We start from the raw sequence: 21,906 nt of genomic DNA, 5'->3' as shown, positions 1-21,906 counted from the left end.
CTCATACCCTCCATCCCTCGGTTCCATTTTTAACGAAATGAAAATTCATCACCTGACCTGACAATTCGTTTAAAGCTTTGCTTACCGCTATTCTCCTGACAGGGTCCACAATGAACATCATGAATCCACCACCACCTGCCCCGGACACTTTCCCTGCATAGGCACCCGCTCGAATCGCCACATCATAAATTTCATCCAAATACGGATTCGAGATCGAAGAAGCCATCCGCTTTTTCGCTTCCCATGACTTACCCAGATATTTTGCAAAAGTTTTTACGTCACCTTTGAGAATGGCTTCTTTCATTAGCAAAGCATCCGCTTTTAGTTCATGCATCGCTTCTAGCGATTTACTATTTTTTTCGATTGTGTTTTTGGTTTGTTCCTCGATAATCTTAGCGGACTCACGAGAAACTCCTGTATAATATAAAGCCATTGAGTTTTCAAGCTCATTAATAATCCGATTTTTCACACGAAGAGGATTTACGATCACCCTGTCTTCGGAATAGAACTCAATAAAATTAAATCCACCAAATGTAGCCGCATACTGGTCTTGCTTGCCCCCGCTTAATCCAACATCCACACGCTCAATCTCATACGCAAGATGAGCCACATCATACTCACCTAAAGGAAGATTAAGCCATTCTACAAATGCTTTCAAAATGGCTACTACCATCGTAGAGGATGACCCCAATCCTGAACCCGCTGGAGCATCAGAATACGTGGTCATGTTAAACGATAATGGCTCTCCATTATTGAATTGCTTAACAATCCGATTATAAATCCCTTTATGCAGGTCGAGTACGCCATCTAACTCTAAGCAACTTCTAGCCTCACATTCAAAAATCTCATCTCGATCAGCAGCATAGAACGATAGCTGGTTACTCGTTGTAACTTCAATCGTACAATATGCATACATATCAATCGTTGCATTCAATACATAGCCACCGTATTCATCACTATATGGAGACACATCTGTACCGCCTCCTGCAAGTCCCAAACGAAGCGGTGCTTTTGAGCGGAAAATCATACCTCTCACCCTTTATCTTTACATGTCATCAGAAAATCATCTATAAGCCCTGCTCGTTTCAAGTCCCAGTATTCTCAATACACTTCCCATATCTTTATCACAAAGAATATTCAAATTATCAGGTAAAGCCGTCCAAATCCGATCCTGTATATTTTCTAAGCTAGTCGATTTAGTCTTATACTCAATCCCAAAAGCCCATGATTTTCCTATCAATGGAAAAACCGTAAAATCCATACCTTTCGCTAGTTTTTCAATAGCTTTTAGAGAATAGCTGACAATATGCCCTCTTCTAATTGGATCTAAATATCCCATATCTTCCTTCAATACATAATCAGGCATTCCGGTATTAAATATATAGAATGCTCCTTCATTCGATACTTTCGCTAGGTTCATTAGTAAATTCTTCAACATATTAGGTGTAATGTGTTCAATGACTTCTATGCAAATTCCACCGTCGAATTTCAAGTTTACATCTGACAGATCACCTACAAGATAATTTTCTGATTTTGTTATAAACTCTGAAGGTGGTGGAAACTTTTCAATGGCATAAAAAATATGCTCACTATTGGGCAAATATTTACTAACAGCATCTAAAAAATAACCTGGTCCTGACCCTATATCGAGAAATCTCTTTATTGGAATTCTTGAGTAATAAAATGCCTCAGCCATTCTGGCTAATGCCACACCATATGCCCTTTCTCTTGCATCAGCAAGCTCTGTCTCCCAATAATTATCTGTATATTGAACGATCCCAAATCCATTATCAATCTTATCTATGATTTGAGTATCTATATAAATACTCCCGCAACTTTTACATTGAAAATAATTATATCCTTTTACAGTTACTATATTTTTCACACGAATAGAAAAGCAGCAAGGACATTTTTTAATAACCATAATCTTCTCCATTTCAAGGCTTTATATCATCACTTATTACACCTATTACAGTTTCGCTTGAAAAGTTCTCTTGAATATAGCTTTTTGTTCTCTTTAACATTTCTTGATACCAGAGAGCATCATCATAAATCCGTACTACCGCTTCCGCAAATTTCGCTACGTCATCTTCAATTGTCAATACTTGTTCCGCATCAGGCAGTCCCTCTGCTCCAATGGATGTCGTTACAATGGGAATTTGATAATATATCGCTTCGACCACTTTCCCTTTAACACCCGCTCCGTATCGTAGTGGAACAACGACTACTCTACACTTATGGTAATAGTGTTCAAGTTCTTCATCTGTCACAAATCCAGTAACTTTAATGTTACTGGACTGTAGCCCTTGTATCTCAGGTGGAGGATTTGAGCCAACAACATAAAAGATAATATCCGGTATTTTAGCAACAATAAGCGGAAATATTTCTTTTACAAACCACAACACTGCATCTATATTCGGCTTATGGCCAAATCCACCAACAAACAACAAATGTTTTCTCTGTTCAAATCCGGTTGCTTCTACTTTTTTCTGATCAAAAATATAGGCTGGAATGGCTTTCGCATGAGAATGAGGAAAGTACTTTTTGACCTCATTAATTTCTACATACGAAGGGTAATAGATTACATCTGCTTTTTCAATTAATTCGTGTTCAATTTTCTTCCATTCATGAGATGATGCAAGTAATGCTGGGTTTTTAGTAAGCTCATACTCCCTGCTTTCTCGTAAATAATGCAAGTCATGTCCATAGTATAAAATTCGTGCATTCGTATGTTTTTTAATAAAATCAATGTATTTTATCGAGATATGAGGACGATTCAAATATACATAATCAATTTTTTGACCATGAGTTTTAATCCATTCTTTATACTGTCTCAGGTACCAGTCACCATATAATACTTCAATGCCTAACTGCTCTAGCTTAGAGCAATACCGTTCATCTTTATAAAAATTGTCTCCGATAAACTTTACATTCAGTCCCATCTCAACAAACAGCTTCAGATACTGATAAGTAGTACGGCTTCCAGCATCTTTATCATACTGCGGAACATAGTGATCAATTACTACAATTGTCTTCTTGTCCCTACTTCGATCGCGTGCCCAGAATACATGTTCCGCATTCGGGAAATGTCTATTTTCCAGAACTTCTTTCCACTTTTCTACAAACTCTTCTTTATTCCTTACCTGATAACTTTTGATTCCTGAGTTTGTATCGGTTCCGTGTGACACTCCTTCAAAATGAACCACAACCGATTTCGGTTGGTAGACGACTTTATATCCACGTTTTCTCACTTCAAATGCCAGATCTGAATCTTCATAATACGCAGGGACATACCGTTCATCAAATCCACCGATTTCACTCCACAGCGATGTACGAATCATAATACTCGCACCTGAAATATAATCCACTTCTTTTACATAGTTATATTCCGGCTTCTCCGGATCATCCAGTCGTCCATAGTTCCATCCGCTTGCATCGTTCCAAATGATTCCTCCCGCTTCCTGTAAGCGTCCATCACCATAAATCAGCTTTGATCCTACCATGCCGATTGTTTCGTCACGTTCAATCAGGTCAACGAGATACTTTAACCAGTCCGGTTGTACATTCGTATCATTGTTTAAAAACAATAGGTATGTACCGCTGGCATACTTGGCGGCATTGTTGCAATTAAGCAAAAATCCTCTATTCACACCATCTCGAACAATTTTCATGTTCTCAACGATCGAAGCCGCATTCACAGTCTCATCCGAAGACATATCATCCGCTAGAATCACTTCATAGGCGACATTTTGCGTATGCTCAAGAATGGAGCGTAAGCAAGAATATGTATACTCCCATTTGTTGTAAACTGGAATAACAATCGAAACAAGCGGATGATCCAGCTTAGGAAGGATTATTTTTTCCTGCACATCTACTGGCTCAATGAGCTTTACTTCCGGCCTCTCTGAGGGGGAATACATTGTAATCTGATTCTGTACTTTATTCTCTAACATGGTAATCTCGTTTGTTTTAAGATGGCGCAAGAATACTTTGAGGTTATGTGAATTTATTCTCCCTATCATTAGTCGAGGGTTTTTAATGGTCTTCAAAGCGAGCTTTGTAAATAATCTTCTCTTTGTTCCTCTTGGAAAAAATCGATCCCTTATTTTATGAAATTTCTTAACTAGTCTCCATTCCCATGAGCCTGTAATATTGTGCAATATTCGTTCTTGCTCCAATAAAAGCTCAATATGGCCCCTTTTATTATGAAGCTCTGTTTCAAGCTGTATTTTCCCATCCTTATATTTCTCTATTTGTTCTTCATAACTCTTAAGCAAAGCCTGGCTGGTGAGCCGATCATGTTCGGCTTTTTCTACAAGGGAAGCAATTTGTTGGTCTCTGATCGCTATTTCATTATCTAAATAATGGAGATGATGGTTTCTTTCTTCTACTTCATCCTGAAGGCTTACAATTCTACTCGTTAACTTTTCATAGTTTTGTTCGGGATCAAGAATGGCTGTTCCGAGGTTTACGGAACGGTTTAGATGGGTGTCGTGACTACAAACCGCGATCATATATTTGGCTTCTTTAATTTGTTTTTCCTGTGTTTGTAATACGGTAAGTTCTGCTGTATTAGGGGCGGTAATAACCGGATGTACTTGAAAACCTTGATAGTACAGATCAACGACAGGGAAGTATCGCTTTAGAAAAGATTCGAATTCGTCCTGATAAAATTCTCTCACATGAAATTCATTTTTATATCCGGGTATATCTGAGTATACTCGCTTATCAGGTGTTGAAATGATAAAGACCCCATCTTCTTTCAACACTCGTTTTACTTCCGTAAGAAAGGTATGCTGTATGTCTTGCTTAACATGCTCAATGGTTTCAAACGAAACAACAACATCCACACTGTTATCCGCTAACGGAATGGCCTCAATGGAAGCCGTTTGAAAGAATAGATTTCCTCTCGAATATTTGGATGTAGCATGCTCAATCACTTCTTCACTACTGTCAATTCCATACACCCTGTCAGCATACTCTGCCATCATACTCGAGCCGTATCCTTCTCCACAGGCTGCATCCAGTACCACTTTATCTTTTATCACAGGCAAAACCGACATATATCGCTGCATGTGTTCCACTTCTAACTCATGATTATCAAGCATATCCGGGATAAAACGTTCTCCAGTAAACTTCATCGAATCAACCTCTTATGTTAGTTTATAAAAATCAATCTCATCGATAAAAATAAATCCTTGTAAGGGATACCTTGTCGTGTCTACGATCTGAAAGACTACAGCATCATGCACCAGGCAATGCTGTACATGATCCTCCATGGTACCGGAAGCAACTGCTGGTGAAATCGTATAGTATCCGTTATTTAAGGAAGGAATTCTAAATTGAAAGCAGAAATCCTGTATTTCTTCCCCTGTATTTTCTATTTCTTTATCCAGAACAGCATTGTTAGATTGGGTAACAATATTTCCTAGTCGGTCTTTAATCATAAAACCAATGATGGGAGATACAAGTTCCGTGCTGAACTGCACACGTATAACAAGCTTGCTCTCTTCTCCTGGACTTACCATTGATACTCGGTTGTTATGGAGATCTAGCAGAGAAATCCCCAGGACTTTCGCTTGATTATCCCCCAGTACATCAAGTCCTGGTTGAATCGGTTCGATTTCCCATGTAGGTTTTTGATTGTTATGTGAATAACTATCATTGTTTTCCTTATAAGTAGACGTACGCGAATCTGTCATAAAAGCCTGGTATCTCTTCGCGATATGTACCGGGGCACCATCACCGTATAGTTCCCCTTCATTTATCCAAATGCATCGATCACAAAATTTGCTTATGATTCCAAGATCATGGGAAACAAATAAAATTGTTTTTTTTCCCTTCAGTTCTTCTATTCTTCGCAGACACTTCTGCTGAAACCGAATATCTCCTACACTTAATGCTTCATCCACAATCAAGATCTCCGGTTCTACACTACTCGCCACCGCAAACGCTAATCGAACAAACATCCCGCTCGAATATGTCTTTACAGGTTGGCCTATAAAGTCTCCAATGTCTGCAAATGATAAAATGTCAGCTAGCTTTTCATCAATTTCCTCTTTGGCGTATCCCATAATCATGCCGTTCAAATAAATATTTTCAATCCCTGTCATTTCTGGATTAAACCCGGCACCTAGTTCCAAAAGAGCTGAAACTTTTCCACTGACCTGTACATCCCCCGTCGTCGGCTGCAATACTCCGGTAATGATCTTGAGCAGTGTTGATTTCCCTGAACCATTTTTACCGATAATCCCTATCGTTTCGCCTTTTTTTATTTCAAACGAAAGATTATGTAAGGCATAAAATTCGGTATGATACGTCTTGCGTCCCGGATGCAAGGATTCTTTTAATCTGTCTACAGGTTTTTTATAGAGTCTATATGTCTTTGTTACATTTCTAACGTGAATTGCCACATTTTCTGTATTCATTCCTTTATCTCCTTACAATACATCCGCAAAATGTGGCCGTAATTTTTTAAATATAATAGCCCCAACGATCAGGCATGCCCCTGTTACGCTCCAAAAGTATGCTGTTACCTTATAATGCTCCCAGAACCAGACATGGTAGATAAATGTATCTCGATAGCCTTCTATAATATAGAACATCGGATTTAACTTCATAATGGTATGGTATTTTTCAGGAACAACTTTCACAGCATAGAAAATCGGGGTTAACCAAAATCCAAACTGCAAAATCATCGCAACAATCTGTCCAACATCTTTCAAAAATACAACCAACGCAGATGTGATCCATGATAATCCAAGCACCAACATAATCATGGCAAATGAATAATAGAGTACCTGCAAGTTATATAGATTCGGATAATATCCATATACTGTGAATGCTATAAATAGAAAGCCGATGAAGAATACATGTATCAACAGAACAGAAATAATTTTTATAAAAGGTAAAATTCCTACTCGAAACACAATTTTCTTAACAAGGTAGCTATTATCTGTAATCGACATTGTTGCACTATTCAATGCATCTGAAAAAAAGAACCACGGTATCAAACCACATATAAGCCAGAGGATAAACGGAAAGTGATCTACAGGCATTGATTTAAATCCCACCTGAAATACAAACCAAAAAAGCAATATCATAATCGTCGGCTGCACGAACGCCCATATAATTCCTAGATACGAACCAAGATAGCGCGACTGAAAATCTTTCTTTGCCAATTCCCAAATCAAGCGTCGGCTCTGCAATAGCGCTCGTACAAATGAAAGCACTCGTGTCATTGTTCTACCTCTCTTGTATGTGTACCCGCTCTTGATTTTTGATATTTCATAGCGCTCCTCCATATACGCTTGAAACAACATCAAAATTTATAACAACTGTTATCAGTTTGTTTTAATTATACAGAATTTTATAAACCCTAAAATCGATAACTCTGTCAATATACACTTCTACATCGAGGTGTCGGAGAAGCTACCTAGTTATAATGGTCTGATTCTGATTTAATAAATTCCTCATCTCTTCCTTATACACTTCCACACCAGGCTGGTCAAACGGGTTCACGCCAAGCATGTATCCACTTATCGCACATGCTTTCTGAAAGAAATAGACCATCTGTCCAAAATAATACGGCGAGGCTTCCGGAATACTCACTTTCAGGTTCGGTACACCACCTGCGACATGTGCTTGAATCGTCGCCTTACATGCTTTCTCATTTATTTCATGAAATGTTGTGCCTGAAAGATAGTGTAAATTGTCTAAATTGTCTTCCAGACTAGGGATCGTCACTTGCACAGCGGATTCTTCAATCCAAAGCGTCGTCTCTATTAAGTGGCGATGCCCCTCCTGCACGTACTGACCGATAGAGTGAAGTTCCGTTGTAAACTGGATGCTGGCCGGAAACATTCCCTTCCCATCTTTCCCTTCGCTTTCCCCGAATAACTGCTTCCACCACTCCGCTACATACTGCAGAGAAGGCGTATAGCTGGCAAGAAGCTCTATCGTTTTGCCTTTGCGATACAAAAGCTGACGAAGCGCCGCGTACTGATAAGCGGAGTTATCTGCGAGTTCTGCCTCTCGATATAACTCTACCCCATCCGCAGCGCCGCGCATGACTTCATCAATCTGTATCCCTGTGACAGCCATCGGAAGAAGACCTACTGAGGTGAGGACTGAATACCGCCCACCAATTCCATCCGGCACCGTGAGCGTTTCATATCCTTCCAGATCAGCCAGCTGCTTGAGTGCGCCTTTTTTTCGGTCTGTGGTCGCGATAATACGCGTTCGAGCGCCTTCTCTGCCATACTTCTTCTCCAGAAAATCGCGAAGCAAGCGGAAAGAAAGTGCTGGTTCAAGTGTGGTTCCCGATTTTGAGATAACGTTTACATACACATTTTTGTCCTGCATGATTTCTAGCAGTTGCGCGATATAATCGGAATGAAGATGATGGCCGATAAAATAAATTTCTGGACCATTTCGTTTGGCTCGCGGGAGCTGATTATAGAAAGCCGGGCACAGCATTTCGATGGCAGCACGCGCACCGAGGTACGACCCCCCAACCCCGATAATAAGCAGTACATCCGCTTGTTCACGAATGATTGTGCTGATCTGCTTGATACGCTCGTATTCTTCCCTATCGTATGTAAGCGGCCATTCTACCCAATCGAGATACTCACTACCTGGCCCTGTACGCTTGTGGATCATCTCATGCGCTTGTTTGATCTGTGGCAGCAGGAAGTCCAGTTCATGTTGTGAAAAGAACGGCGTAGCACCACTGTAATCAAAGGTAATTTTTTTGTTCAATTCTTCTTCTCTCCTCGAAGAAAACCATTCTATGTCTACTTTTGCGTTCTGATGATGTGATTGGAATATCGCTAGTATAGCATAACTTCCAAGGGAGGAAGAGGATGGGGGTATGTAATTTCCCATCAATGTTATTCCTTATATATCGACAGCAAAAAAGGGAGAATATCTGCCTAAGCAATCCTCTCCCTTTTGGTTTGTTACTGCAACTATTCCTGAATCACCCAATCGTCTATAGACAGCTTCTCAATCTCTGCCTGTGCTTCTCTCACTGTGATTGACCCGCTTCCACGCCAGCCACACCCCAACAGCCGCCCCACACGCATCCAGGCACACATCAATCGGTGTTCCCTGACGATGAGGGGTAAACATCTGGTGAATCTCATCCGATGCCGCATACAGGACAGCCAATCCGATCGCACAGAGAGCATTCCTCCAACCGTGCAACCGCAGCACGCCCAGCAGACGGCTCATCAGATAGCCCAGCAGCGCATACGAGATCAGGTGTGCTGCCTTGCGGATAAAGAACTCTAGAAAAGCCGGGACCCCTACATGAGCAATGCTAATCTCTTTCGTGCCATACATAAAATCCACCCAGCCGAACCAGCGCGTCACCAGATCTTGATTCACCATGCGCGCCAGCAATGGCTGAATGTTCTGCCTGTCATACGGAATAGACGATGATACAAAAATAACAGCAGCCATCAGCGCCACCCCCACTACGATCCATCGTTTCCTCATCCTATCTCTCTCCCTTGCACAAAAAAACACCCTGCAAAAGTGCACGGTGTTTTTTTGCATATTTATTTTCCCGCTCTCATCTGCCGGATTCTTCGTGCCGTATTCAGCAGCGGCTTCTTCTTCTCTCCCAGCCAGCCGATCAATTCGGCCCCGAGTTGCAACACAAACAGTAGCGTCAAAATAAGAATGCCTGCCCCCCACAGCGTCGACTGTGAGAAGACAATGGCCGCTGTCGCAAACATAATGCTGATGCCATAAATAACAAGCACTGTATTACGATGTGACAAGCCAAGTGCAAGCAAGCAGTGATGCAGATGCTCCTTATCCGCAACCGAGATCGGCTTCTTGTTCAGGAAGCGTCGCAGCATGGCGAACGCCGTATCAGAAAGTGGAACCCCAAGAATCAAAATCGGGATAATCGAGAACAGCGTCACATACTTAAAGCCCATAATCGAGAGCGCCGCCAGGTTAAAGCCAAGGAATAACGCCCCGGTATCACCCATAAAAATCTTCGCCGGATGGAAATTATAGAACAGGAAGCCGATAATCCCACCCAGTAGAATCATACAGTAAATCGCAACGATCGTGTTGCCCATAATCAGGGCCATGATCATCATCGCAGCCGTGGCAATGCCGGATACACCAGCAGCCAGACCATCGAGACCGTCGATCAAGTTGACCGCATTCGTAATCCCGATCATCCAAATAATCGTGATCGGAATCGCAATCCATTCAAAATTAAGTGTGCCTTCAAACGGCAAGTTAATAAATTCAATCCGCAGCCCATACCATACAACGACAAGTGCGGCGATAATTTGTCCTAACAATTTTACCTTCGGAGACAATTCAAACCGATCATCTAGAGCACCGACGAGCACGATAATACTACCGCCAAGAAAGATGCCGAATGTTTCTTTAGATGAAGGGATGAAAAACATATAAGCTAGCGCAAAACCAATATAGATAGCCAGACCACCAAGGCGCGGCATCAATCGCTGGTGAACTTTGCGATGATTGGGTTTATCTACGGCGCCGATACGGATCGCAAAAGCTTTCACAAGCGGGGTCGCAACAATCGTAACGACAAGCGCGGCAATAAACCCGTACAGTCCGTTCAGATAATCCATGTAACTCTCCATGGTTTCTCTCCTTGTGCTATTTAAATTTCTACGTCTATTTCTTGCGTAGTATGACCTGATTCCACAGCACGGACAAAGCGAACTTCGGCAGCAACAGCTGTCTTCTCCAGCGCTTCGGCTGGGAAAGCAGGCGGTATAGCCATTCCAAATTCAGCTTCTGCCACATCTCTGGCGCACGTGCCACTGTACCAGATAGCACGTCCAGACTCCCCCCGACACCCATCGCGAGATTAACTGGCAACTCTTTTAGATGACGAGCAATCCATTCTTCCTGACGTGGTGCCCCTAATCCAACAAACAGAAACTGTGGCTTAGCGTCCCGAATGCTTGCAAGGATGACCTTTTCCTTCTCCGGTGTAAAATACCCGTCGAAATGCCCTGCGCATTGCGCCTGCGGATACATTTTCTGTAGTGTTTCCGCTGCTCCTGTGCACGATGCAGGAGACGCCCCCACGAGTACATAGCTCCAGCCATGCTGATTAGCATGCTCCATTAACGTGTGCAACAATTCATAGCCTGCCACGCGCTCCGGAAGTGGCTCTCCGATCCAGCGGGAGGCCAGTACTACCCCGATCCCGTCTGGTGTGATCACATCTGCCTGCTGCAGCAGTTTCATATAAGACGAACTCTCGCGCCCGAGCATCACAATCTCCGGGTTCGCTGTTACGACCTGCATTCGCTCTCCCTGCTGAATGCGTTGGGCCAGATGGTCTGCAGTTTCCTGGCGCGTCGCAGCCAGAAATGGCACCTGCAAAACCCATACCCGCTTCTGTATAGTCATGATTGAATCATCCATTCTTTGCTTCACGCTTCACATACGAAATAAGGCGGTACAGAATAACCTGCACCGCCTTCATTTTATATCAAGTTACCCAAAAGTACAAACATAAATGCAAAATCCCGTTTGCTCTTCTCTCTTACTTATGCTTCTGTAAAAATTGATCCATCCGATCAATCGCAATCTCTAAATTCTCCATCGACGTCGCATACGAACAACGGATGTGCAGTGCACCACCGTCTCCGAATACACTTCCTGGCACGACCGCCACTTTTTGCTCCAGGATCAGCTGCTCAGCGAAGTCTTCCGCTGTCATGCCAGACGATGCAATGGATGGAAACGCATAAAATGCACCTTCTGGCTTGTGACAGGTCAACCCAATCTGTCCGAATGCCTTGACAATGTAGTTGCGGCGCTGACGGTAGCTCTCTACCATACGATTTTTGTCGTCCATCCCATGACGCAGCGCTTCAAGAGCCGCTATCTGACCCATGATCGGGGCACACAACATGGTATACTGGTGAATTTTGACCATCGCCTGAATAATATCTTCCGGACCGGCTGCATAGCCGATACGCCAGCCGGTCATCGCGAATGCTTTGGAGAAACCGGATAGAAGAATCGTCCGATCTTTCATGCCCAGCAACGAGGCGAAGCTTGTGTGCTCCGTATCATACGTCAGTTCGGCATAAATCTCATCTGAAATTACAATCAGATCATGCTTCTCGATCACCCGCGCTAATGCGTTTAACTCTTCTTTAGTCATGATCGAGCCAGTTGGATTGTTCGGGAAGCAGAAGATAATCGCCTTGGTCCGGTCTGTAATTTGTGCTTCGAGTTGCTCCGGTGTCAGCTTGAATTGATCCTCAAGTGAGGTGCGGACAGCGACCGGCACACCACCTGCAAGGCGAACAACCGGATCATACGATACGTAGCACGGCTCCACAACAAGTACTTCATCGCCTGGATCAAGCAGGGCACGCAACGCGATATCAATGCCTTCACTCGCCCCAACTGTAATCAACACTTCATTATTCGGATTGTAGCCGACACCAAATGAAGAAGATAAGTACCGGCAGATTTCTTCACGTAACTCATACATACCGCTATTCGATGTATAAGCTGTATATCCACGTTCAAGCGATGTGATCGCTGCTTCACGCATGTGCCACGGGGTTACGAAGTCCGGCTCGCCTACGCCAAGCGATACGACTCCTTCCATGGAAGATGCCAGCTCGAAGAAGCGGCGAATACCGGACGGCGGAATCTGTTGAATGGTACGGGATAGTCTCTGGTTGGTCGTCATCTGCTGCATACTCATGGAGTTACAACCATCCTTTTGTCGTCTTCCGGCTTCTCAAGAATTACGCCGTCATGCTTGTATTTTTTGAGAATGAAGTGTGTTGTTGTCGAAATAACGGAATCAAGGGCAGACAGCTTCTCTGATACGAACTGAGCAACCTGACGCATGGTTTTCCCTTCAATTACAACTGATAAATCATACGCACCGGACATTAAGTATACAGACTGCACTTCCGGAAAACGGTAGATACGTTCCGCAATTTCATCGAAACCTACTTCGCGCTTCGGTGTCACCTTCACATCAATCATAGCGGTTACCAGATCATTTTCGTCAACTTTCTCCCAGTTCACAATCGCCGGATATTTGATAATGATTTTTTCTTTTTCCAGCTTCTCGATGGTTTCCTTGACTTCTTCAATGGATGTGCCAAGCATTGTTGCAATTGTTTCGGCGGAACGTCGTCCATTTTCCTCCAGAATATGGAGTAGTTCGCGCTGTTTCTCTCTCTCCATTTTCATCCAACCCTTCTGGTAAAAATCTTTATAGAAATTTTTAGAAATATATAAGTAAAAAAAGAAAAGTGTTCCCGATTAACTGAACACTAAATCATACATATGCTTCCAGGTATGCAGATCAAATACCTCTACTGCAGACCCTTTTCCCAAGATACTGTAGCCCGTAATCGCTCCCGCAATCAACGCAATGAACAACAAAAAGGGAATCAGCATAATTCGTGCCAGCATCGGAGCGCGGTCCCGGCGCTTCTTACGCTGCGGTGCTGCACTCTCCTGCCGGGTTTGCGCTGCCGAAGCTCCTGATGGCCTGCTTTGTTCTGGCATCATATCAACCCTTATAAATTCGATTCGTAATATCTGACATCTGATCATTGAAGGATATCGCTCGGGCATTAAACTGCAAGCCGCGCTGTGCTTCAATCAGCATGGTCATCTCTTTGCGCAGATCGACATTAGATGCTTCTAACGCCCGCTGCTGAATGCCAACACCATTCGGCATGGCTGCTCCATTAGCATTCGACAGCCGGACATAATCTGTCCATTGGGCATTGCCGCCTATCTGCTCAACCGGTACACGGTAATAATTTTCACCGGCCGGATGTAAAATATTCAAGTTCTGAACAGTGTAAACCCCGATGCGCGGCCCCTGTGTTTGCACATCATTCAGTTTATATACAATCTGTCCATCTGCATTAACCGTAAAGTTCGTGGCACCGGATGGAATCCGAACCGGCTGCCCTGCATTATCCATTACAGCATCTCCCTGAGCCGTCAGAAGAGCAAGCTGCCCGTTATTTGTAGGCATCAGTGAAAAGTTACCCGCTCGTGTAAAGTAGGTTTCATTCGGGCGCCCGTTTACACCCGCTCGCTGCACACGGAAAAGCGCTTCTTCTCCCTGCAGAAACAAATCTGTCGGAGAATCGGTCTGCTTCATCGAACCCTGTGTATAATTCACGACTTGCAGCGCTTCTTTAGCACCAAATCCCGGACGAGTTCCATATGGGGTCTGACGCCCTTGCTCATACTGAGGATACGGCTGGTTATCAAGCTTGCGGGTCAGCATCGAAGCGAACGTCGTATCGCTTGACTTGAAGCCCACGGTATCCGAATTGGCTAGATTGTTCGCAATCGTATCGACACGCAGCTGCATCGCCCGCACGCCGGATGCGGCATTGATCATCGCGTGATTCATAGTTTACTCCTCTCGCCCTTATACTCTCGCTACTTCAGCGAGCTTCTGGAGTGTCGTATCATACGCACTTAGCACTTTCTGATTCGCCTCATAGCTGCGAATGACATTCATCATGTCTGTCATCGTACGACCCGCATCTACATTGGAGCGCTCCACATAACCCTGCTTGATGGAAACAGCAGCATCACGCAGCGGATTAAATGCGGCTGGCTGGCCTGCTCCTGTATAACGGAAAGCTGTGTCCATCTCTTTAATCATGGTAAGCGCCGGATTATCGACTCGTACGATTCCAAGCTGTACCGGCTGTGAACTAGGTGTAAGCGGCGCTGTGAGCTGGCCCTGAGGCGTTACCACAAGCGTCTTCTTCGACAGCGGCTGATTGCCAAGCAGTGTCCGCAAATTAATCGGCTGGTTATTGGCGTTAAGCACCTCATATCCTTCTGGTGTAGCCAAATATCCGGCCGCATTCATCGTCCAGTTCCCGCTCCGCGTGTAGAAAATCTCTGGTGCACCACCGTTCTCACCTGGCTTCTGCACCTTGAAAAATGTACGCGGCTGTACACTTCGACCATCAATAACCTGCGGTGCAAGCATCCCGTCTTCAATCGCAAAATTCAGCTCTTTCCCGGTTTCAAGCGCATCGCCCTGGGCAAAATTCGGCACAAGCTCCTGATTGTACACCCCGTGTGTGAGCTGACCGAGAATCTGCTTGCTACCAAGTCCATTCGCCGCACTGCCATCCATATCCCGAATGCGCTCAATCAGCACTTCCGGGAACGAGCGGAATGCCGCATTATCTGTTTTGTAACCCGGTGTATTTACGTTTGCAAGATTATTCGTTAATGCGTCCTGACGTGCCTGATTGGCCATCATTCCAGACGCTGCAGCGTCTAAACCACGCAACATGGCTCTCACCTTACTTTCATAAGATACGTGTTAGGCAAAAAAAGGGAGGGGTCCTATTGTGTTTATTATAGCAGACTGAACTCTATGAAAAAATCTTTTTCTTCCTTCTATTCTGGGGAGACTTGTCCAGATTTTCCAGCATAAGTCCCGTTCCTATCGCTACGCAGGCCATCGGCTGTTCGGCAATCATTACAGGCACTTTAAGCTCTTCTGCCAGCAGACGATCAAGGCCGTGCAGCTGTGCGCCTCCACCTGTCAGCATGATTCCATGGTCAATGATATCTGCCGAGAGTTCCGGTGGTGTGCGTTCCAGCACGCTTTTGGAAGCGAGAACAATTGCCTGTGCAATCTCTTGTAGCGCCGTACATACTTCTTCTGACGTAATCGTAACAGTCTGTGGCAGTCCTGATACCATGTCGCGGCCGCGTATATCGATCGAGTCCGTGCGCGATCCCGGAAATACCGTTCCGATCTGAATTTTAATATCTTCAGCAGTGCGTTCGCCAATGAGAAGCTTGTACTTTTCTTTAATATATTTCATAATAGCAAGGTCACACTTGTCCCCGGCCATTTTAATAGAAGAGGCGGTGACGATGTCCCCCATAGAGAGTACCGCAACATCGGTTGTTCCACCGCCCATATCTACTACCATGTTGCCATACGGCTGAAAAATATCCATACCGGCTCCCACAGCAGCTACTTTTGGTTCTTCTTCCAGGAACACTTCTCTTGCTCCGCATCGCTGCGCTGCTTCCCGAATCGCTTTTTGCTCTACCGATGTAATATTCGTAGGTGTACAGATCAAGATACGCGGCCGAGCCATGAATCCCTTGATGCCGATTTTTTTAATGAAATGATTCAGCATTGCTTCTGTAATGTCAAAATCCGCAATCACCCCATCCCGAAGCGGACGAATCGCCACGATATTGCCCGGCGTACGCCCAACCATACGGCGTGCTTCCTCCCCTACAGCAAGCACCCGTTTACTAAAGCTGTCAATAGCTACGACTGAAGGTTCATCAAGCACAACGCCGCGCCCCCGGACATAAATAACGACGTTGGCCGTTCCTAAATCAATTCCTATATCTTTGCCTAACATGAAAAGAGCCTCCCTGTAATTAACAGTTATATCATCAGAATATTGTACTACGCATATTGTACTGTAACAAGGAGATTTTACATCAGGCCAACTCTTCTGCTTCCTCCTTCCGGTAGCTTCTACTCTTGCGTTTGTACTTGATCTTCGTTGCTTCTCCTCCTCGCAGATGACGAACAGATTTGTGATATTCGAGGATCTCTTTCACTTCGTTAGCCAGCTCAGGATTAATTTCCGGGAGTCGTTCTGTTAAGTCTTTGTGCACCGTACTTTTCGACACGCCAAACTCTTTGGCAATCTTGCGAACGGTATTACGAGTTTCGACAATGTAGTGGCCGATTTTCATCGTTCGCTCCTTGATGTAATCGTGCACTCCTCTCGCCTCCTAAACCTTATGGTCGTTGGTCTGATACAGTATATTGAGGCAAGGCCGTATATATGCGAAAAAAGGCTGATAGCATGTACTAATCAGCCTTTTTTCTTCATTTCCTTCTATTTTCTTGTTATTTTGCCGATGTGGAAGTTCGGGAAGCCGGTAGATATGTATCCGGCGCTACTGCATGCCCGTCTTTGTGCACTTCAAAATGGAGGTGAATGCCGAGATTTTTCTCGAATACATTGCGTCCTGCCATGCCAACAACCGCACCCTGTTTTACCTGATCGCCTGCTTTTACGTTCATCTCATCGAGACTTGCATATACGGTAGACATTCCATTATCGTGCTTCACCTCGACCTGATAGCCAAGCATTGGGTCGCGTTCCGCCTTCGTCACTTTACCGTCAAGAGCCGCTGTTACTTCAAACGATTTCTTATTTTTAGCTGCAATCGCAATGCCTGTGTTTGGCCAATACGAATTGTCGTATTGAATCAATGCTGCTTCCTGATCTTTCTTGTCCGCTGTCTCATCAAAGAAGTTCATCACTTTGTGCGTGTCCGCTTCAGCTTTGGCTGGCCATACAAACGGTGCCTCTGCATTTACTGGGACGGCCTTTTGTTCATCCGGAAGCTGGGCAGTTTGAGCCTGTCCGCTGTCCGGCTCAACAGACTGCGGAATGGCCTTCGGCGTTTCATTCGTGAAGGAGAAATCTTTGCTGTTCTGATACCACATTACGCCCGCCAGTATGATAGCCGCAATCCCCATGTAGGCAGCGGGAAAAATCCATTTTTTACTTGCCATTCGTCTCCATCTGCTGGTTTGCACTTTTTTAACCGGGGATGAAGAGCCTGTTTGTTTCATTTGATCTTCATTCATTGTTTATCACCTCATCACCCAGCTTTGACAGGAAAAAGAGGGGATAAACATGATTTAAAAAATTTTTCTTTTTTGGGATGCATAACGGTAGCTTGGTGGGGGATGGGAGGAGGGAATCGAAAGATTCCTTGCCTTTCCCCTCTACATAAGAAGTATCTACTGTCTGCTCCGCTGGGTATAGAGGGCCGGACGGCGTCATCTTCTCGCTTCCCTCCTCCCACCCCACAAAGCTGCCGCTTGTAAAAAAATTTTAAAATCTCAGTGATGTTTTGTGAAAGAGAATGCAGCGAAGCTGGTTTGGAGCGGGGAGAATGGGAGAATCTGCGCTGTCCGGCTTTTCTTACTCAGTGGAGGAAGTGAAAAAGGATCTGAAGGTGCAATTGTCTCCCTCACTGAATTAACCCGGATGTTTTGCACCTTCCCTTTTTCACTTCCGGAACGGACAGTATCCACTTCCCTGCGAAAAGGAAAGGCAAGCAGATTCCTCATTCTCCCTGCTCCACCACCAGCCTTACGGCTGACTCTCCCCTCCAGAAAACTCACTTCAGCCACTTCTCGGCATTTTGAATCTGCACCCCTTTATAAAAGTACGCCACAATCTCCTCCGCCTTCTTCCCCTCTTTGGCCATGCCGTTCGCTCCCCACTGGCTCATGCCGACACCGTGGCCGTAGCCAAGAGTATGCACCACCACGTTTTTCTTCTCAATCGAAAGCGTAAAATGCGAAGAATTTAAATCAAGTAGTTCTCGCACGCTGCGCCCGGTGTATGTTTTATCGCCAATCTTGATTTCTTTCACACGCTGCCCTACTGTACGAGACAACACTTTCTGCCAGGAAGACGGACCACCGCCCGTTGGGATAGCCAGTTTCGTTTTTAGTCGTTTCTCTACTTGTTCGATGGGAATCGTGACCGTTGTCTCATATCGCGGAGACGCTGTGTCCCATGGCACTTTGACACTACGAAGGTACGGAATTTTGCTGCCCCAGTAATCTTCTGCATTTTCTGTGTAGCCGTTGCTTGTCGAAAAAAAGGTCGCATTAATCGGCTGATTTTCATACGTGAGAATCTGACCGGCTGTTTCCTGTACAGCACGTACAATGCGTTCATTTTTCCAGTCATACGTACTTCCCCAGCGTGCGCGGCGCTGTTTATCGTCAAGGTATACTTGATGCTTTATGGTATCGGTAACGTGCCCCTGCTTAGGCACATCGGAAAAATCTTTTTTGGCAATACGGAGTGTAATATACGTTCGGGCGGCTAGCGCCTGTGCTTTTAATGCTTCTACTTCGAATTCAGCGGGCATCTCACCGGCCACAACACCTGCGACGTACTGTTCGAGCGGAATCGATTCTACTTTTCCGGTTTCCACACGAAGGACTTTAATCGGAAAGGTGATCGGTTTTTCTTGTTTTCCAGTCGGTGAAATGGCAGCGGTAGATGCTTTCTGCATCGATGCAGGCTTTTCTGATACTGCTTCAGGCTCTGTATGAATGAGTACAAGAATGGATGGAACAGCAAGCAGTACACCGATAACAGCAACGACGAAATACAAAATATTTTTCATTGGATTCTCCCTCCAGATGCCTGTTGGACAACTCTCTCTTAAGAAGACTATGCCGGAGAAAAAACCATTATGAATGCAAAAGAGTCTGCGAAACCTTCATTCGCAGACTCTTCTTAATTAATGTCTATACAATTAGGCCAGCGACGCTTCTGTTGAAGATACCACAGCTTCCGATTCTGACTCGTCTTTGACAAGTTGAACAACCGGCGTATTGTGGCGTTCGATATCAGCGCCAAGTGCTTTAAATTTCTCAACAATGCGCACATATCCACGATCGATATGGTGAAGCTCTGTTATTTCCGTTTCCCCTTCACAGATGAGGCCCGCCAGAATGAGCGCTGCTCCTGCACGGAGGTCAGTTGCTTTTACTTTCGCTCCGGTTAAGCGCGTACCACCCGTTACAAAAGAGGTCCGACCCTCGATTTTGATAACCGATCCCATGCGTTTAAATTCATCCACATGCATAAAGCGGTTCTCAAATACAGTTTCCGTAATTAAACTTGTACCCGGTACCGACAGCATCATCGCCATGAACTGTGCCTGCATATCTGTCGGGAATCCCGGATGTGGTAGTGTCTTCACATCAATCGTTTTGAGCGGATTCTCGCAACATACACGTACACCGTTCTCTACTTCTTCGACCTCTACGCCCATCTCTCTCAGCTTTGCTACAGCCGGCTTAAGATGATCAATGATGGCATTCTCAATAGTCACGTCCCCACGTGTAATGGCCGCCGCAACCATGAACGTTCCCGCCTCAATCCGGTCTGGAATTACGCTATGTACAGCCCCATGCATCCGTTCTACGCCTTCGATACGAATCGTATCGGTTCCGGCACCACGGACGCGTGCACCCATGGCATTCAGATAGTTAGCCAGGTCTACAATCTCTGGTTCCTGTGCTGCGTTTTCGATAACGGTCATGCCTTCTGCCATACTGGCAGCCATCATGATGTTTTCCGTCGCGCCTACACTTGGAAGATCCAGGTAAATTTTTGTTCCTTTTAATCGGCCTGCTACGCTTGCAAAAATATATCCCTGTCCGATCTCCACTTTTGCACCCATGGCTTCAAATCCCTTAAGATGCTGGTCAATGCCGCGTGATCCAATTGCACAACCACCTGGAAGTGGTATTTTTGCCTGTCCTTTGCGCGCAAGTAAAGGGCCCATTACCAAAAACGATGCCCGCATTTTCCTTACCCATTCATAAGGTGCCTCGACCGCCGATAAGCCCTGCGCGTTAACCAAAAGGATTTCCTTCTGATCATCATATGTGATTTCTACATTGAGTGCTTTAATAACTTCGCTGATGGCATATACATCATCCAATCCAGGGACTTCATGAATGGTACTAGCACCGTCTTCTGCCAGAATCGATGCTGCAATGATTGGCAATACTGCATTTTTTGCGCCGTGTACACGAACGTTCCCCGACAGACGTCGCCCACCGCGGATGATAATCTTATCCACGCTACTTCCCCCCGCGTCCTGCTCTAATAATATTCCGCTGTAATAATCGGTGTTCCCACTGTAATTGTTGTCCTGTTCTGATACTGGCTATAGTGTGTCGCTACCTGCACATTCATAGGTTGATGATTGGTGCGAATCATGGTACTTAGTAGGGGTGAATAAGCTGAAGTGCTCTGAATCGTCTCCTCAGTAAGACTTTCCACTATTTTTCCATTAAGTTCGGCCAGTATGCGACTTGTTTTCTCAATTTGCAAGTCATTTTTCAGTTTACCACTATAAAATCCTCTGACACAAGACATAATTTGTAGGAGTTCAGACCTAATTCCATTACTTTTCAAATACGTATGAAGCTCTTGCTCCATTTCTGTAACCTGCTTCTCTTCACCTGTAACTTCCATCGATAAATCGCTGTTATTCTTCTTTACTCCCTTATCCGAGGAAAAAGACACGTGAATTTTCAACTGAATGGTCCCGTCCTTTTTCTCGCCTGTGTAGGAGTAAATCGAATCCTTTACGTCTTGTTGCCATACTGGTATGCCGAATTTTCGTAAAAATTTCTGCTGCTCTTCTTCCGTATCCAGAGCAGGAAAACTGGCCTTTGCCCGTAAGCTAACGGTGTCAACCTGTGCACCCGTCTGCCGGGTCGCCTGCATCAAGCGTTCAAGATCATTCCGCGCATGTGTGATCGCTGTATCGACATCAGACGTTTCCGTCATACTCGCGACAACAGGATACACCATTAGCGCCGAAACCCCCAGCAAAACAAGCAAGATCATTTTCCAGACTGTATATATTTTCATTACTTTCCTCTCCCAATCTTCTTTTTATTTCAGTGTTTACGGAATGGGAGGCTCTTATACAATGAAAAAAGCAGCGCTGTCTGGTTACGCTGCTTTATGTGTGGCTTAAGCTATACAAAAAATTGGCGGAGCATCTGGGTCCACCCGTAATAATCGGTGAAAAACCTAGCTACCCCATGCCCAATAACAATCGCAAGAAAAACCTGTAGCAGACGAGCTCTGCCTCCTCTGGCCTCAGACAAAAACAGGTCAAAGCGGAACGCCTGCAGCGCCCAGAAGCTCAGTCCAATAAACACAAGCGACAGCATAATATTAATCATGCCCTCTATCGCCATCTCTTTCACTTCCTTTTCTCGAAAAAAGAATGCCTCGGCTTATTGTACCATAC

At 44.7% G+C, this 21,906-nt stretch carries 21 protein-coding genes; all 21 read right to left on the bottom strand.

Annotated elements, in window-relative coordinates; genetic code table 11:
* Window position 1: 1 nt before the first annotated feature.
* Window positions 2–1,027, bottom strand: a complete 1,026-nt coding sequence (locus CB4_RS03160; protein WP_096463546.1) for a GHMP family kinase ATP-binding protein — start codon at window positions 1,025–1,027, stop codon at window positions 2–4.
* Between the two features lie 36 nt (window positions 1,028–1,063).
* Window positions 1,064–1,885, bottom strand: a complete 822-nt coding sequence (locus tag CB4_RS03155) for a methyltransferase domain-containing protein (RefSeq protein WP_231956133.1) — start codon at window positions 1,883–1,885, stop codon at window positions 1,064–1,066.
* Between the two features lie 52 nt (window positions 1,886–1,937).
* Window positions 1,938–5,141, bottom strand: a complete 3,204-nt coding sequence (locus tag CB4_RS03150) for a glycosyltransferase (RefSeq protein WP_096463544.1) — start codon at window positions 5,139–5,141, stop codon at window positions 1,938–1,940.
* Window positions 5,142–5,153: 12 nt separating this feature from the next.
* Entirely contained in the window at window positions 5,154–6,428 is a 1,275-nt protein-coding gene (locus CB4_RS03145) for an ABC transporter ATP-binding protein (protein WP_096463543.1), read from the bottom strand.
* A gap of 12 nt (window positions 6,429–6,440) precedes the next feature.
* Window positions 6,441–7,241 (bottom strand): ABC transporter permease, encoded by an 801-nt coding sequence (locus tag CB4_RS03140; RefSeq protein ID WP_096463542.1) that lies wholly within the window; start codon window positions 7,239–7,241, stop codon window positions 6,441–6,443.
* Between the two features lie 190 nt (window positions 7,242–7,431).
* On the bottom strand, window positions 7,432–8,760 hold the full coding sequence (locus CB4_RS03135; RefSeq protein ID WP_096463541.1) for a glucose-6-phosphate isomerase: 1,329 nt from the start codon (window positions 8,758–8,760) through the stop codon (window positions 7,432–7,434).
* A gap of 246 nt (window positions 8,761–9,006) precedes the next feature.
* Complete coding sequence (locus CB4_RS03130; protein ID WP_157737769.1) at window positions 9,007–9,501, bottom strand: VanZ family protein; 495 nt, start codon at window positions 9,499–9,501, stop codon at window positions 9,007–9,009.
* A gap of 62 nt (window positions 9,502–9,563) precedes the next feature.
* A complete protein-coding gene (locus tag CB4_RS03125; protein ID WP_373681356.1) occupies window positions 9,564–10,640 on the bottom strand; it encodes a glycosyltransferase family 4 protein in 1,077 nt (358 codons plus the stop codon).
* Between the two features lie 34 nt (window positions 10,641–10,674).
* On the bottom strand, window positions 10,675–11,448 hold the full coding sequence (locus CB4_RS03120) for a WecB/TagA/CpsF family glycosyltransferase (protein WP_331713183.1): 774 nt from the start codon (window positions 11,446–11,448) through the stop codon (window positions 10,675–10,677).
* A gap of 109 nt (window positions 11,449–11,557) precedes the next feature.
* Window positions 11,558–12,739, bottom strand: a complete 1,182-nt coding sequence (locus tag CB4_RS03115; RefSeq protein ID WP_373681357.1) for an aminotransferase — start codon at window positions 12,737–12,739, stop codon at window positions 11,558–11,560.
* Window positions 12,736–13,233, bottom strand: a complete 498-nt coding sequence (locus CB4_RS03110) for an Lrp/AsnC family transcriptional regulator (RefSeq protein ID WP_096467608.1) — start codon at window positions 13,231–13,233, stop codon at window positions 12,736–12,738. The genes CB4_RS03115 and CB4_RS03110 overlap by 4 nt, the downstream gene beginning before the upstream one ends.
* A 78-nt stretch (window positions 13,234–13,311) precedes the next feature.
* Entirely contained in the window at window positions 13,312–13,563 is a 252-nt protein-coding gene (locus tag CB4_RS21230) for a DNA-directed RNA polymerase subunit beta (RefSeq protein WP_231956131.1), read from the bottom strand.
* 1 nt (window position 13,564) lies between these two features.
* A complete protein-coding gene (locus CB4_RS03100; RefSeq protein ID WP_096463538.1) occupies window positions 13,565–14,428 on the bottom strand; it encodes a flagellar hook-basal body protein in 864 nt (287 codons plus the stop codon).
* Window positions 14,429–14,446: 18 nt separating this feature from the next.
* A complete protein-coding gene (locus CB4_RS03095) occupies window positions 14,447–15,334 on the bottom strand; it encodes a flagellar hook-basal body protein (RefSeq protein ID WP_096463537.1) in 888 nt (295 codons plus the stop codon).
* 82 nt (window positions 15,335–15,416) lie between these two features.
* Window positions 15,417–16,433, bottom strand: a complete 1,017-nt coding sequence (gene mreB, locus CB4_RS03090; protein ID WP_096463536.1) for a rod shape-determining protein — start codon at window positions 16,431–16,433, stop codon at window positions 15,417–15,419.
* 82 nt (window positions 16,434–16,515) lie between these two features.
* On the bottom strand, window positions 16,516–16,803 hold the full coding sequence (spoIIID, locus tag CB4_RS03085) for a sporulation transcriptional regulator SpoIIID (RefSeq protein WP_096463535.1): 288 nt from the start codon (window positions 16,801–16,803) through the stop codon (window positions 16,516–16,518).
* A gap of 130 nt (window positions 16,804–16,933) precedes the next feature.
* A complete protein-coding gene (locus CB4_RS03080) occupies window positions 16,934–17,683 on the bottom strand; it encodes a M23 family metallopeptidase (protein ID WP_096463534.1) in 750 nt (249 codons plus the stop codon).
* Between the two features lie 539 nt (window positions 17,684–18,222).
* On the bottom strand, window positions 18,223–19,248 hold the full coding sequence (spoIID, locus tag CB4_RS03065) for a stage II sporulation protein D (protein WP_096463531.1): 1,026 nt from the start codon (window positions 19,246–19,248) through the stop codon (window positions 18,223–18,225).
* 132 nt (window positions 19,249–19,380) lie between these two features.
* Window positions 19,381–20,718, bottom strand: a complete 1,338-nt coding sequence (gene murA, locus CB4_RS03060; RefSeq protein WP_096463530.1) for a UDP-N-acetylglucosamine 1-carboxyvinyltransferase — start codon at window positions 20,716–20,718, stop codon at window positions 19,381–19,383.
* Window positions 20,719–20,741: 23 nt separating this feature from the next.
* The gene (locus CB4_RS03055) at window positions 20,742–21,518 is read right to left on the bottom strand and encodes a YwmB family TATA-box binding protein (RefSeq protein WP_096463529.1); all 777 of its coding nucleotides are present in this window, start codon (window positions 21,516–21,518) and stop codon (window positions 20,742–20,744) included.
* Between the two features lie 110 nt (window positions 21,519–21,628).
* On the bottom strand, window positions 21,629–21,853 hold the full coding sequence (locus CB4_RS03050) for a DUF1146 family protein (RefSeq protein ID WP_096463528.1): 225 nt from the start codon (window positions 21,851–21,853) through the stop codon (window positions 21,629–21,631).
* Window positions 21,854–21,906 lie beyond the last annotated feature (53 nt).

This window comes from Aneurinibacillus soli (assembly GCF_002355375.1).
Taxonomy (GTDB): Bacteria; Bacillota; Bacilli; order Aneurinibacillales; family Aneurinibacillaceae; genus Aneurinibacillus; species Aneurinibacillus soli.
This window is presented reverse-complemented; position numbering and strand designations above follow the sequence as displayed.

What these genes read in the sequence shown, in the direction of transcription:
- CB4_RS03115 (WP_373681357.1), bottom strand. Translation starts at nt 12,739, where the DNA reads ATGAGTATGCAGCAGATGACGACCAACCAGAGACTATCCCGTACCATT.
- CB4_RS03110 (WP_096467608.1), bottom strand. Translation starts at nt 13,233, where the DNA reads ATGGAGAGAGAGAAACAGCGCGAACTACTCCATATTCTGGAGGAAAAT.
- CB4_RS03145 (WP_096463543.1), bottom strand. Translation starts at nt 6,428, where the DNA reads ATGAATACAGAAAATGTGGCAATTCACGTTAGAAATGTAACAAAGACA.
- CB4_RS03080 (WP_096463534.1), bottom strand. Translation starts at nt 17,683, where the DNA reads ATGAATGAAGATCAAATGAAACAAACAGGCTCTTCATCCCCGGTTAAA.
- mreB (WP_096463536.1), bottom strand. Translation starts at nt 16,433, where the DNA reads ATGTTAGGCAAAGATATAGGAATTGATTTAGGAACGGCCAACGTCGTT.
- CB4_RS03130 (WP_157737769.1), bottom strand. Translation starts at nt 9,501, where the DNA reads ATGAGGAAACGATGGATCGTAGTGGGGGTGGCGCTGATGGCTGCTGTT.
- CB4_RS21230 (WP_231956131.1), bottom strand. Translation starts at nt 13,563, where the DNA reads ATGATGCCAGAACAAAGCAGGCCATCAGGAGCTTCGGCAGCGCAAACC.
- CB4_RS03140 (WP_096463542.1), bottom strand. Translation starts at nt 7,241, where the DNA reads ATGACACGAGTGCTTTCATTTGTACGAGCGCTATTGCAGAGCCGACGC.
- CB4_RS03055 (WP_096463529.1), bottom strand. Translation starts at nt 21,518, where the DNA reads ATGAAAATATATACAGTCTGGAAAATGATCTTGCTTGTTTTGCTGGGG.
- CB4_RS03150 (WP_096463544.1), bottom strand. Translation starts at nt 5,141, where the DNA reads ATGAAGTTTACTGGAGAACGTTTTATCCCGGATATGCTTGATAATCAT.
- CB4_RS03050 (WP_096463528.1), bottom strand. Translation starts at nt 21,853, where the DNA reads ATGGCGATAGAGGGCATGATTAATATTATGCTGTCGCTTGTGTTTATT.
- CB4_RS03100 (WP_096463538.1), bottom strand. Translation starts at nt 14,428, where the DNA reads ATGAATCACGCGATGATCAATGCCGCATCCGGCGTGCGGGCGATGCAG.
- CB4_RS03095 (WP_096463537.1), bottom strand. Translation starts at nt 15,334, where the DNA reads ATGTTGCGTGGTTTAGACGCTGCAGCGTCTGGAATGATGGCCAATCAG.
- CB4_RS03160 (WP_096463546.1), bottom strand. Translation starts at nt 1,027, where the DNA reads ATGATTTTCCGCTCAAAAGCACCGCTTCGTTTGGGACTTGCAGGAGGC.
- spoIID (WP_096463531.1), bottom strand. Translation starts at nt 19,248, where the DNA reads ATGAAAAATATTTTGTATTTCGTCGTTGCTGTTATCGGTGTACTGCTT.
- CB4_RS03125 (WP_373681356.1), bottom strand. Translation starts at nt 10,640, where the DNA reads ATGGAGAGTTACATGGATTATCTGAACGGACTGTACGGGTTTATTGCC.